This is a genomic window from Cellulosimicrobium cellulans (assembly GCF_016921195.1).
GTDB lineage: Bacteria > Actinomycetota > Actinomycetes > Actinomycetales > Cellulomonadaceae > Cellulosimicrobium > Cellulosimicrobium cellulans_F.
The window spans coordinates 408,510-420,882 of the sequence record NZ_JAFGYF010000002.1 but is presented as its reverse complement, the minus strand read 5'-3'; the positions used below and the strand labels follow the sequence as shown (position 1 = coordinate 420,882).

12 protein-coding genes are annotated in these 12,373 nt (G+C 74.3%); 10 read left to right on the top strand and 2 right to left on the bottom strand.

Annotated features, from left to right (window positions below; translation table 11 throughout):
- The first annotated feature begins 182 nt into the window (after positions 1 to 182).
- From JN535_RS06880 to JN535_RS06835, 10 genes are all read left to right on the top strand, one after another.
- Complete coding sequence (locus tag JN535_RS06880; protein ID WP_307868401.1) at positions 183 to 800, top strand: CDP-alcohol phosphatidyltransferase family protein; 618 nt, start codon at positions 183 to 185, stop codon at positions 798 to 800.
- Complete coding sequence (locus tag JN535_RS06875) at positions 797 to 1,768, top strand: DUF881 domain-containing protein (RefSeq protein ID WP_307868336.1); 972 nt, start codon at positions 797 to 799, stop codon at positions 1,766 to 1,768. The genes JN535_RS06880 and JN535_RS06875 overlap by 4 nt, the downstream gene beginning before the upstream one ends.
- Entirely contained in the window at positions 1,765 to 2,097 is a 333-nt protein-coding gene (locus JN535_RS06870) for a small basic family protein (RefSeq protein ID WP_021483549.1), read from the top strand. The genes JN535_RS06875 and JN535_RS06870 overlap by 4 nt, the downstream gene beginning before the upstream one ends.
- The gene (locus JN535_RS21505; protein ID WP_205204161.1) at positions 2,094 to 3,410 is read left to right on the top strand and encodes a DUF881 domain-containing protein; all 1,317 of its coding nucleotides are present in this window, start codon (positions 2,094 to 2,096) and stop codon (positions 3,408 to 3,410) included. The genes JN535_RS06870 and JN535_RS21505 overlap by 4 nt, the downstream gene beginning before the upstream one ends.
- 176 nt (positions 3,411 to 3,586) lie before the next feature.
- Complete coding sequence (locus tag JN535_RS06860) at positions 3,587 to 4,069, top strand: FHA domain-containing protein (RefSeq protein WP_205204159.1); 483 nt, start codon at positions 3,587 to 3,589, stop codon at positions 4,067 to 4,069.
- Positions 4,066 to 4,827, top strand: coding sequence for a transcriptional regulator FtsR (ftsR, locus tag JN535_RS06855; protein ID WP_307868335.1), 762 nt, complete (start codon positions 4,066 to 4,068; stop codon positions 4,825 to 4,827). Before JN535_RS06860 ends, ftsR begins: the two co-directional genes overlap by 4 nt.
- A 106-nt stretch (positions 4,828 to 4,933) precedes the next feature.
- Positions 4,934 to 5,407, top strand: coding sequence for a bifunctional nuclease family protein (locus JN535_RS06850; RefSeq protein WP_024839673.1), 474 nt, complete (start codon positions 4,934 to 4,936; stop codon positions 5,405 to 5,407).
- 215 nt (positions 5,408 to 5,622) lie between these two features.
- Positions 5,623 to 6,213: a MerR family transcriptional regulator gene (locus JN535_RS06845; protein WP_205204157.1), complete on the top strand. Its 591-nt coding sequence runs from the start codon at positions 5,623 to 5,625 to the stop codon at positions 6,211 to 6,213.
- A gap of 196 nt (positions 6,214 to 6,409) precedes the next feature.
- Positions 6,410 to 9,808, top strand: coding sequence for a pyruvate carboxylase (locus JN535_RS06840; protein WP_205204155.1), 3,399 nt, complete (start codon positions 6,410 to 6,412; stop codon positions 9,806 to 9,808).
- A gap of 48 nt (positions 9,809 to 9,856) precedes the next feature.
- Positions 9,857 to 10,699, top strand: coding sequence for an MBL fold metallo-hydrolase (locus JN535_RS06835; protein WP_205204153.1), 843 nt, complete (start codon positions 9,857 to 9,859; stop codon positions 10,697 to 10,699).
- A gap of 45 nt (positions 10,700 to 10,744) precedes the next feature.
- On the opposite strand, the gene JN535_RS06830 is transcribed toward JN535_RS06835, so the two are convergent.
- A complete protein-coding gene (locus JN535_RS06830) occupies positions 10,745 to 11,998 on the bottom strand; it encodes a phospholipase D-like domain-containing protein (protein ID WP_307868332.1) in 1,254 nt (417 codons plus the stop codon).
- Between the two features lie 101 nt (positions 11,999 to 12,099).
- Positions 12,100 to 12,369 (bottom strand): DUF7218 family protein, encoded by a 270-nt coding sequence (locus JN535_RS06825; protein WP_205204144.1) that lies wholly within the window; start codon positions 12,367 to 12,369, stop codon positions 12,100 to 12,102.
- Positions 12,370 to 12,373: the final 4 nt, after the last annotated feature.

The window sequence follows — 12,373 nt, the reverse complement described above, 5'->3', positions numbered from 1 at the left end:
GGTGACGTCCCTCACCCGGGGCCGTCGCCCGACGGGCGCAGGGTCGGACGAAGCGGGTGATTTCCGCCCGGGACGGGCGCCGCGCCGCGAAATGAGGGCCCGGCCTCGCGGGCCCGGTACGTAGGATGGTCCGCGCGCGGCAGGTCGCCGCGGCGGCGCGACGTGAGCACGGGGCGGTGGGTGTGTCAGCAGGGCAGCAGGTCAGCTCCCGCGTCCTGACCGTCCCGAACGTCATCAGCCTCCTGCGGCTGCTCCTCGTCCCCGTGTTCGCGGTCCTCATCGTGCGCGGCGACGACGTGTGGGCGCTCGTCGTGCTCGCCGTGTCGGGGGCGTCGGACTGGCTCGACGGCGTCCTCGCGAGGCGCCTCGACCAGGTGAGCCGACTCGGGCAGATGCTCGACCCGGCCGCGGACCGGCTCTTCATCCTCGTCACCCTCCTGGGCCTCGCGTGGCGCGACGTCGTGCCGCTGTGGCTCGTCGTGGTCATCGTCGGGCGCGACGTGCTCCTCGCCGGGCTGCTGCCCCTGCTGGCGCGCCACGGGTACGGGCCGCTGCCGGTGAGCTTCGCGGGCAAGGCCGGGACCTTCGCGCTGCTGTACGCGTTCCCGCTGCTGCTGCTGGCCGAGATGCCGGGGTGGCCGGGCGACGTCGCCGCGGTCACGGGCTGGGCGTTCACCTGGTGGGGCGTCGGCCTGTACTGGCTCGCCGGCGCCCAGTACGTGCTGCAGACGCGTGCGCTCGTCGTGCGCGACAGGGCGGCCGCCGACGAGACCGGCACGACGACGCAGGAGGCGCCGTGAGCGAGACCCGTCCGGACCCGGGCGGCGCCGCACGCCGCGCCCCCGTCGACGCGTCGATGACGCTCCTCAACGAGGTCATGCACCGCCCGCTCGACCCCGGGTACGCGGACGCCGCGGCGCGCCGCGCCGCGGGGCAGTCACCGCACCGAGGCCGCACGGGCACGGTCGCCCTCGTCGCCCTGGCGGTCGGCCTGGGTGTGGTCACCACGGCGGCCGCGGTCGAGCTGCGCGCCCCGCAGCCGGGCGTCATCGCGGCGCGCGAGACGCTGGAGCAGGAGATCCTCGACCGGCAGGGCACGGCCGAGGAGCTCACGGCCCGCGGGGCGGAGCTGTCCGCGGAGATCGAGCAGCTGCAGGGCGCGGCGCTCAGCGGCGCGAGCGCGGACGTGCTCCAGGGCCTGCAGGAGGAGGGCGCGCTGACCGGGATGCAAGCGGTCGAGGGCCAGGGCGTCGTCGTCACGCTCGACGACACCAGCGGGGGGCTGTCGTCCGACACCGTGGACGCGAACTCGCTGGTGCACGACTCCGACCTCCAGCGCGTCGTCAACGCGCTCTGGGCCGGCGGCGCGGAGGCCGTCGCGATCAACGACCAGCGCCTCACCGGGCTGTCGGCCATCCGCTCCGCCGGGGACGCGGTGCTGGTCGACCTGCAGCCGCTCGTCGGCCCCTACCGGGTCGAGGCGATCGGTGACCCGGACGCGCTGCGCACCTCGCTCCTGCGCTCGGGCACGTCCGACTACCTGCAGATCCTGGGCACCCAGTACGGCATCCGGTCGAGCGTGACGACGCAGAGCGGCCTCGACCTGCCCGGCCGGTCGGCGCCCACGCTGTTCTTCGCGCAGGCCCCGGCGGCGACCGTAGACTCCGACACGCCCGCCGGGAGCACCGACAGCACGACGGACGGCACGACCGACGGGGCCGGGACGGGCTCGGAACCGCACGAGACAGGGCAGGAGATCGTCGAATGATCGCAGTCGTCGGACTGGTCGTGGGCATCGTCGCGGGCCTCGTCCTGCAACCCACCGTGCCGGTGTCGCTGCAGCCCTACCTGCCTATCGCCGTCGTCGCCGCGCTCGACGCCCTGTTCGGGGGCCTGCGCGCCCGCCTCGACGGGCTGTTCGACGACAAGGTCTTCCTCGTGTCGTTCCTGTCGAACGTCGTCGTCGCCGCCCTCATCGTCTTCCTCGGCGACCAGCTCGGCGTCGGGAGCCAGCTCTCGACGGCCGTCGTCGTCGTGCTCGGCATCCGCATCTTCTCCAACGCCGCCGCGATCCGGCGCCACATCTTCAAGGCGTGAGCGTGACCCGAGACCCCCAGGACCACCGCGACCCGGGCGCGGACGACGTGACGCCCGACGCCGCCGCGGACGACGACGTCGTCACCACCGACGAGGTCGCCGCCGAGACCACCGACGACGTCGAGACCGCCCGGCCGGACCCCGAGGACCCCGTGGACGCGGCCGAGCCCGAGACCCCGGCGCAGAACCCCGCTCCGCGAGCGACCACCGGCGAGGCGTCCGACGACGCGCCGGACGAGACCGGTGCCGACGCCGGCGCGCCCGCGGACGAGCCGGCACGCGAGCACGACGTCGCGTCCGACGTACCGGACGGCACGGTCGACGGCGACGAGCCACCCGCGGCAGGCCCCACCCCGGTCGGCGAGGAGCCCGGCGACGACCCGGCAGGGGCCGGTCCGCGCGACGGCGCCGACCACGGCAAGGGGGGCGCCGACGCCGTGGGCGATCCCGCGGGCGACGACGCCGCCGCACCGGACGGCGGCGCGGCCACCGCTGACACCACCGGCACGGACGCCCCGGCGCCGGCGGAGCCGCCCGCGACGACGGGCGCGATCGGCGCCGTGGGTCGCCACGGCTCCCCGACACGACCGGAGCCGCGCGGTCTGCGCGGGCTCGGCCGCGCGCTGCGCCCCCGCGCGTCCCGGTCCCAGATCGTCGTCGGCGTCCTGTGCGCGCTGCTCGGCTTCGCGCTCGTGGTCCAGGTCAGCCAGACGCAGGAGGACCAGCTCTCGTCCCTGCGCCAGAGCGACCTCGTGCGCCTCCTCGACGACGTGACCCAGCGTTCCGGCGAGCTCGAGGACCAGGTCTCCTCGCTCGAGTCGACGCGCGACGAGCTCCAGTCGGGGTCCGGGCGCGAGCGGGCCGCCCTCGAGCTCGCCGAGCAGCAGGCGGAGACGCTCGGCATCCTGTCCGGCCGGCTGCCCGCCGAGGGCCCGGGCGTCGAGATCGAGGTCGTCGAGGGCGCGGAGGCGCTCGACGCGTTCGCGCTCTTCAACGTCCTCGAGGAGCTGCGCAACGCGGGCGCGGAGGCCATGGAGGTCAACGGGGTACGACTCGTGGCGAGCAGCTACTTCGAGGACTCCGCCCAGGGCGTCGTGGTCGACGGGCAGACGATCACCTCTCCCTACCGGTGGAACGTGATCGGCGACCCGTCCACGCTCGAGACGGCTCTCGAGATCCCCGGCGGCGCGATGGCGTCGCTGCGCGCGGACGGGGCGCGCACGACGATCACCCAGCAGGACCGGGTCGAGGTCGCCGCGACCGTCGAGCCCGGGGCGCCGCAGTACGCGACCCCGGTCCCGGCGGACGAGTGACGGCGGCTTCCCGCATCCCTGCAGGCCGGGGTAGGTTGGGACGACCGTGGGTCGCGCGCACCGCGTGACCTGCGGGTGTAGTAGTTTTCGAGCACGGTTCCGCACCGCGGGGTTACGGCCCCGCGGCGCGGTGTTCCGAGGTCGAGCACGACGTGCGTGAGCCCCGAGGAGGCGAGATGAGTGTCCCAGGCGGTCCTGAGGTGCCGAACCGGGCGGGTAGCGACACGACGGTCAGCTTCGGCCGGATCGAGGCCCCGATCGAGGAGGGCGTGCAGCCCGGTGGCCTGAGCCCCGAGGAGCACGCCGCGGTCGCGGCGCTGCCGCGCCACTCCGCGCTGCTCATCATGCAGCGCGGTCCCGGCCAGGGCTCGCGCTTCCTCCTCGACGCCGAGCGCACCGTCGCCGGGCGCTCCGAGCACGCCGACATCTTCCTCGACGACGTCACCGTCTCGCGCAAGCACGCCGAGTTCGTGCGCGAGGGCGAGCACTTCGTCGTCCGCGACGTCGGGTCGCTCAACGGGACGTACGTGAACCGCAGCCGGATCGACGCCGTCGCGCTCTCGACGGGCGACGAGGTGCAGATCGGCAAGTACCGGCTCACCTTCCACGCCAGCCCGCACGCGGGGGCACCGGCGGGCGGCACGGCCCCCCGGTCGTGAACGCCTCGACGGGCGCCGCGCACGCCACGGCCCCCGAGCCCGCCGACGGCGCGGAGCCGTGGCCGCAGGGCATCTCGCGTCGCGCGACCATGCGCATCTCCGACGTGCTGCGCGCGCTGCGGGCCGAGTTCCCGAACGTCAGCCACTCCAAGCTGCGCTTCCTCGAGGAGCAGGGGCTCATCGAGCCCGTGCGCACGGCGTCGGGCTACCGCCAGTACAGCCCCGCGGACGTCGAGCGGCTGCGGTTCGTGCTCGTCGAGCAGCGCGACCGCTACCTGCCGCTCAAGGTCATCAAGGAACGCCTCGCCGCGCTCGACGCGGGCACCGACGTCGAGGCCCTCGCCCCGCGCCTGGCGACGACCGACGGCGAGCCCGGCTCGGCGGCCGTCCGCCAGCGCTACACGCTCGACGCGCTCGTGTCCGCGGCGGGTGTCGAGCGGGAGCTCGTCGAGGGCCTCATCGAGGCCGGCGTGCTGCGCCAGGCGCCGGGAGGCCAGCTCGACGCCCGCTCCCTCGACGTGGTCGTGCTCGCCGCCGGGCTGGCGGAGTACGGCATCGAGCCGCGCCACCTGCGCTCCCTGCGCACCGCCGCCGACCGGCACGTGAGCCTCGTGCACCAGGTCGTCTCGCCGTGGCGCGGGCAGCAGAGCGCGTCCGCGCGCGCCCACGCAGGCACCGTCGCCTCGGAGGTCGGTGAGCTGTGCGCGCAGCTGCACACCGTGTTCGTGCGCCAGGGGATCGACGACCTCACGCGCTGACACGCGCGCGGTGCCTCCGCCGCGACGAGCCCGGACAGGACCCGTCCCACCCTCTGCCGGATGCCGCACGGAGTCGTACCGTGGAGGGGTGAGCGACGACGTCCCGATGGTCCCGGTCGAGGTGCTCGGGGTCCGTCAGCAGCAGCGCGACCAGGAGATCGTGGTGCTGCTGCTGGACGACGCGTCCGAGCTCGTCGTGCCGATCGTCATCGGACCGCGGGAGGCGAGCGCGATCGCGATGGCCCAGGCCGGACTGCCGACGCCGCGGCCCATGACCCACGACCTGCTGCGGGACCTGCTCGACGCGGTCGGGGTGCGGCTGGAGCGGGCGGAGATCGTCGCGCTCGACGGCGGCATCTTCTTCGCCGAGCTGGTGCTGAGCAACGGCGTGCGGCTCGACTCGCGCGCGTCGGACGCGATCGCGGTCGCGGTGCGCACGGGCAGCCCGGTGCTGTGCTCGGCGGAGGTCGTCGCGACGGCGGGGGTCGAGGTGGTCGACGTCGCGCAGCAGGAGGAGGTCGAGAAGTTCCGCGACTTCCTGGACCACGTCCAACCGGAGGACTTCTCGGTGGACGAGTAGCGCGGGCCGGATCCGCGCTCGAGGCACAACCCTCGAGCGGCGGTCGAGGTCTGCGGACACAACGGACAAGATCGACGTTCGACCTCAGGTCGAGGGTTGGCCGGCCGGGTCCCCGGTCGTGCGGGCGCGACACGCCCGCGCGCTCGGGTCGTCGGTCGTTGACGGCCCCGGACCGCACCCATAGCGTGGTCGTGACATCACCCCAGGAGGCGACAGTGAACAGCAGCGGTGAGGCGAGCGTCGGTGCCGGCGCGGCAGTTCCGCACGGTGCGCAGGGCCTCCTCTTCGGGGAGGACATCACCGAGCAGGACACGACCACCGGCTACCGCGGGCCGACCGCGTGCCGTGCCGCGGGCATCACGTACCGCCAGCTCGACTACTGGGCCCGCACCGGCCTGGTCGAGCCGACCGTGCGCCCCGCCTCCGGGTCGGGCTCCCACCGCCTGTACAGCTTCCGGGACATCCTCGTCCTCAAGGTCGTCAAACGCCTCCTGGACACCGGGGTCTCGCTGCAGCAGATCCGGACGGCCGTCGAGCACCTGCGTGAGCGCGGGGTCGAGGACCTCGCGCAGATCACCCTCATGAGCGACGGCGCGAGCGTGTACGAGTGCACGTCGCCCGACGAGGTCGTGGACCTCGTCCAGGGCGGCCAGGGCGTGTTCGGCATCGCGGTCGGCCGGGTGTGGCGCGAGGTCGAGGGCACGCTCGCGGAGCTGCCGACCGAGTCCCTCGACGACGAGGACGGGTCGGTCGTGAGCCCCCAGGACGAGCTCGCCCAGCGTCGTCGCGCCCGCTCCGCCGGCTGACGTCCGCGAGCGCCGCCAGCTCCTGAGGCAGGCAGGACCGCGGACACGCGCGGGTGGCGCGTCCCCCGGCACGTGCGCCCCTGTGGAGCACGTCACAGCCGGCCCGACGGCCCGCCCGGCGAGGGCGTGGGAGGATCGCCCGGTACGCGGCGCGTCTCGTCCCGGCGGCGTCGCACGGTCGACGGATGGAGTGCCGGTGTTCTCGAAGGTCCTGGTCGCCAACCGCGCGGAGATCGCCGTCAGGGCGTTCCGCGCCGCCTACGAGCTGGGGGCCCGCACCGTCGCGGTGTTCCCGCAGGAGGACCGCAACTCCGAGCACCGGCTCAAGGCCGACGAGGCGTACCTCATCGGGGAGCCCGGGCACCCGGTGCGTGCGTACCTGGACATCGAGGAGATCGTGCGCGTCGCCCGGGAGGCGGGCGCGGACGCCGTCTACCCCGGTTACGGGTTCCTGTCGGAGAACCCTGACCTGGCGCGCGCGTGCGCGGACGCCGGGCTGACGTTCGTCGGGCCGCCGCCGGAGGTGCTCGAGCTCGCGGGCAACAAGGTGCGCGCGCTCAAGGCGGCGCGCGCGGCGGGGCTGCCGGTGCTGGCGTCGAGCGAGCCGTCGTCGGACGTCGACGAGCTCGTCGCGGCCGCCGACGACATCGGCTTCCCGGTGTTCGTCAAGGCCGTGGCCGGGGGCGGCGGGCGCGGCATGCGCCGCGTCGACGCGCGCGAGGACCTGCCCGAGTCGCTCGCTGCGGCGATGCGCGAGGCGGACGGCGCGTTCGGTGACCCGACCGTGTTCCTGGAGCAGGCGGTGCTGCGCCCGCGGCACATCGAGGTGCAGATCCTCGCCGACGGTGCGGGGAACGTCGTGCACCTGTACGAGCGGGACTGCTCGCTGCAGCGCCGGCACCAGAAGGTCGTCGAGATCGCGCCCGCGCCCAACCTCGACCCGGCGGTCCGGGACGCGCTGTGCGCGGACGCGGTGAGGTTCGCCCGGCACATCGGCTACCAGAACGCCGGCACGGTCGAGTTCCTCGTCGACACCGTGGGGGAGCGCGCCGGGCAGCACGTGTTCATCGAGATGAACCCGCGCATCCAGGTCGAGCACACGGTGACCGAGGAGGTCACCGACGTCGACCTCGTGTCCGCGCAGATGCGCATCGCCGCGGGCGAGACGCTGGAGGACCTCGGGATCCGGCAGGAGGACGTGCGCGTCAACGGCGCCGCCCTGCAGACGCGCATCACGACCGAGGACCCGGCGAACGGGTTCCGGCCCGACACGGGCCGCATCATCGCGTACCGCTCCCCGGGCGGGGCGGGCGTGCGGCTCGACGGCGCGACGGCGACCGCCGGGTCCGTCGTCTCGGGCCACTTCGACTCGATGCTCGTCAAGCTCACGTGCCGCGGGCGCGACTTCCCGACGGCGGTGCGCCGCGCCCGGCGCGCGCTCGCCGAGTTCCGCATCCGCGGGATCCGGACCAACATCCCGTTCCTGCAGGCCGTGCTCGCGGACCCGGAGTTCGTCGCGGGGAACGTGGCGACGTCGTTCATCGACGAGCGGCCCGAGCTGCTCGCGGCGCGCGAGAGCGCCGACCGGGGCACGCGCCTGCTCGCGTACGTGGGGGACACGACGGTCAACCGCCCGCACGGCGAGCCGCGGCGCACCACGGACCCCGCGACGAAGCTGCCCGCGCTCGACCTGTCGGTCGCGCCGCCGCCCGGCACGCGCCAGCAGCTTCTCGAGCTCGGCCCGGAGGGGTTCGCGCGGGCGCTGCGGGGCGAGCAGCGGCTGCGCGTCACGGACACGACGTTCCGCGACGCGCACCAGTCGCTGCTCGCGACCCGTGTGCGCACGCACGACCTGGCCGCCGTGGCGCCGTACGTCGCGCGGGCCACGCCGCAGCTGTGGTCGGTCGAGGCGTGGGGCGGGGCGACGTACGACGTCGCGCTGCGCTTCCTCGGGGAGGACCCGTGGGAGCGGCTCACGACGCTGCGCGAGGCGATGCCGAACCTCGCGATCCAGATGCTCCTGCGCGGGCGCAACACGGTCGGGTACACGCCGTACCCGACGCGCGTCACGGAGGCGTTCGTCGAGGAGGCCGCCGCGACGGGCATCGACGTGTTCCGGATCTTCGACGCGCTCAACGACGTCGACCAGATGCGTCCAGCGATCGAGGCCGTACGCGCCACCGGGACGACCGTCGCCGAGGTCGCGCTGTGCTACACCGGCAACCTGCTGGACCCGGCCGAGGACCTCTACACGCTCGACTACTACCTGCGCCTCGCGGACCGCATCGTCGACGCCGGCGCGCACGTGCTCGCGATCAAGGACATGGCCGGGCTGCTGCGCCCCGCGGCGGCGACGCGCCTCGTGACGGCGCTGCGCGAGCGCTTCGACCTGCCCGTGCACCTGCACACGCACGACACCTCGGGTGGCCAGACGGCGACCCTGCTCGCCGCCGCGGCAGCCGGCGTGGACGCGGTCGACGCCGCGAGCGCCGCCATGGCGGGGACCACGAGCCAGCCGTCGCTGTCCGCGCTCGTCGCGGGCCTCGAGCACACCGAGCGCGACACGGGTCTGTCGCTGGCCGCGGTCGCGGACCTGGAGCCGTACTGGGAGGCGGTGCGTCGCGTCTACGCGCCGTTCGAGTCGGGCCTGCCGGGACCGACGGGGCGGGTGTACGAGCACGAGATCCCGGGCGGGCAGCTGTCCAACCTGCGTCAGCAGGCGATCGCGCTGGGCCTGGGGGACAAGTTCGAGCAGATCGAGGCGACGTACGCCGCGGCGGACCGCATCCTGGGGCGCCTGGTGAAGGTGACGCCGTCGTCCAAGGTCGTGGGCGACCTCGCGCTGCACCTCGTGGCGGCGGGCGCGGACCCGGCCCAGTTCGCGGCCGACCCGCAGGCGTTCGACATCCCGGACTCGGTGATCGGGTTCCTGGGCGGCGAGCTCGGCGACCCGCCCGGGGGATGGCCGGAGCCGTTCCGCTCGCGCGCGCTCGCCGGTCGTGCCGCGCGCGGCGGCGTGACCCCGCTCTCGCCGGAGGACGAGGCCGAGCTCGCGCAGGCGGGGGAGGTGCGGCGCCGACGCCTGAACCACCTGCTCTTCGCCGGGCCGACCAAGGAGTTCGAGCAGGTGCGTCAGGCGTTCGGCGACGTGTCGGTGCTCGACACCCCGACGTACCTGTACGGCCTCGAGCCGGGCCAGGAGGTCGCGGTCGCGCTCGGCAAGGGCGTGCGCCTCCTCGTCGGGCTCGAGGCGATCGGCACTCCCGACGAGCGCGGCATGCGCACGGTCATGTTCACCCTCAACGGTCAGCTGCGCCCGATCCAGGTGCGGGACCGGGCGGTCGACGTGGACGCGCGCACGGCGGAGAAGGCCGACCCGACGCAGCCGGGTCAGGTCGCGGCGCCGTTCGCCGGGGCGGTGACGCCGGTCGTCGGCGCCGGGGACGTCGTCGAGGCCGGGCAGACGGTCGCCACGGTCGAGGCGATGAAGATGGAGGCCGCGATCACGACCCCGGTCGCCGGCACGGTCCAGCGCGTCGCGATCGGCGCGGTCCAGCAGCTCGAGGGCGGTGACCTCGTCCTCGTCGTGGTCTGAGCGCAGGGCGGGGGTCAGCCGCGGGGCAGGGTGAGCGAAGGAGGGTTCATGCGAGTCACGTTCCACGGCCACGCGTGCGTCACGGTGCGCCACGGCGGGCAGGTCGTCGCGATCGACCCGGGCACGTTCAGCGACGCGGCGGCAGCGCTGCGCGACGCGAGCACGGTGCTCGTCACCCACCAGCACCCGGACCACGTCGACGTGGCCGCGCTCGGCGAGGCGTTGACGGCGCGTCGAGGGTTCACGGTGTGGGCGCCCGACGCGGTGGCCGCGGCGCTGCGTCCCGCCCTGCCCGACGGCGCCGCCTCGCGCGTGCACGTCGTCGCGCCCGGGGACGGGCTCGACCTCGGGGGGCTCGAGGTCGTCGTCGGCGGCGGGCAGCACGCGGTGATCCACCGCGACGTGCCGCGGATCGCGAACGTGACCTACCTCGTGCGCGGCGACGGCGCGACGCTGCTGCACCCGGGCGACTCGTTCGACGCTCCCGCCCCGGACCTCCTCGGCGGGCGCCGGCTCGACCTGCTCCTCGCACCGGTGTCCGCGCCGTGGCTCAAGCTCGCCGAGACCATCGACTTCGTGCGCGACCTCGACCCGCGCGTCGTCGTGCCGATCCACGACGCGCTGCTGTCGACGGTCGGGCACGCCCTCGTCGACCGGCTCCTGGGCGAGCAGCGCACCGGCGGGACGTACGCATACCGGGCGCTCGCCCCCGGTGAGACGCTCGACGTCGCCGCAGGGAGCCTGGACGGGGCCGGTGACGCCGCGGCCCGCGCGCTGCGCGACGAGCACCCCGAGTTCGGCGAGGTGACGCTGCTCGAGGCCGACGAGACCGTGCCGCCGCGCCCGGAGGAGGACGCGGCGGACACGCTGCGCTCCGACCCGGCGCGCTGAGACCGTCGTCGGCCCGCGCCGTCGCCCGCTCGCGGACGGGTGGCGCTACAGCAGCGGGCGCAGGGGAGTGAGGACGACCTCGCTGAGCTTGGCCGCCACCGACCGGGAGTCCCACTCGGCGAGCGTGAGCTCGCGGGAGTTCGACAGGTCGATCTCGAACACCTTCTCCATCTGCTCGGCCACCCCGGGGTCGGTGATCTCGAGGTTCACCTCGTAGTTGCCCGTGAGCGAGAGCCGGTCGATGTTCGCCGTGCCGATCGTCGTCCACGCGCCGTCGATGGTCGCGGTCTTCGCGTGCACCATCGCGTCCCGGTACAGGTGGATGCGCACCCCGCCCTTGAGCAGCGCCGTGTACAGGCCCCGCGACAGCCAGTCCGCCAGCACGTGGTTGGACCGCTCGGGCACGAGGACGCGCACGTCGACCCCACGCGCCGCGGCCGCGAGGAGCGCGGCGAGGATCTCCCGGTCCGGGATGAAGTATGCCTGCGTGATGTAGACGTGCGAGCTCGCGCGGTCGATCGCGTCGAGGTAGATGCCGCGGATCGGGAACACGAGGTGCGCGGGCGCGTTGCGCGCCGCGCGCAGCCGGGGCTCCCAGTGGACCGACCCCGGGTCGGAGAGCAGCGGCTGGCCGGGCTTGCGGTTCGCGTTCCAGAAGTCGACGAACGCGTTGCGCAGCTCCCACGCGCTGGGGCCGACGAGGCGCACGTGCGTGTCGCGCCACTGCGTCGCGTACAGGGCGCCGATGTTGTACCCGCCGACGAACGCGATCTCGTCGTCGACCACGAGGATCTTGCGGTGGTCGCGGCCCGACTTGCGCACGTTGAGCAGGAGCACGCCCGGGCGGAACACGGGGTAGCGGATCACGTGGATCGGCTCCGGCAGGTCGAAGAACGCCTGCGGGACGACGAGGTTCGCGAAGCCGTCGTAGACGACGAACACCTCGACCCCACGCTCGCTCGCCTCGATCAGCGCCTGCTTGAACTCCTCGCCGAGCGCGTCGCCCTTCCAGATGTACGTCTCCAGCAGGATGCGGCGCTGCGCCCCTCGGATCGCCCCGAGCATCTCCCGGTACACGTCCTCGCCGTACGTGAACACCGTGGTCGTGGTGCCCGCGACCTCGACGTCGGCGGGGGCGGACCGGGGGAACGACGCCTCGGTCGTGTTGCGGCGCTTGCGGATCGCGTCCGCGGTGACGAGCACACCCGCGACCGTGACGGGCGCCGCGACGGCGACCACGAGCGCACGGGAGATCAGACGGCGAGCGGTGCGCAGGGCGGAGTCGGGCGACAGGTGCACGCACTCACCGTAGCGGGCACGCCCCCGAGCGCGACCGCAGGGCGAGCGCGCAGCGGGTGAGATCTCGCACGGCAGGGCCGGTCAGGGACGCCGCAGATGGATCAGTGCGAGCGGAGGGCCTTGATCAGCTCCGACTTGCGCATCGAGGACCGGCCCTCGATACCGATCTCCGCGGCACGCTTGCGCAGCTTGTCGACCGTCCAGTCGTCGTAGTCGCCGGCCTTGCCGCCCTTGCGGCCGACGCTCGTGCGGGACGACCCTGCCGCGGCGTTCGCGATGCGCGCCGCCTTCTCCTTCGAGTCGCCCTCGTCGCGCAGCTTCTCGTACAGCTCGGGGTCCTTCACGCTGGGGCCCGGGTCGCGCTTCGGCACGGCA

What these genes read in the sequence shown, in the direction of transcription:
- JN535_RS06870 (WP_021483549.1), top strand. Translation starts at nt 1,765, where the DNA reads ATGATCGCAGTCGTCGGACTGGTCGTGGGCATCGTCGCGGGCCTCGTC.
- JN535_RS06860 (WP_205204159.1), top strand. Translation starts at nt 3,587, where the DNA reads ATGAGTGTCCCAGGCGGTCCTGAGGTGCCGAACCGGGCGGGTAGCGAC.
- JN535_RS06850 (WP_024839673.1), top strand. Translation starts at nt 4,934, where the DNA reads ATGGTCCCGGTCGAGGTGCTCGGGGTCCGTCAGCAGCAGCGCGACCAG.
- JN535_RS06835 (WP_205204153.1), top strand. Translation starts at nt 9,857, where the DNA reads ATGCGAGTCACGTTCCACGGCCACGCGTGCGTCACGGTGCGCCACGGC.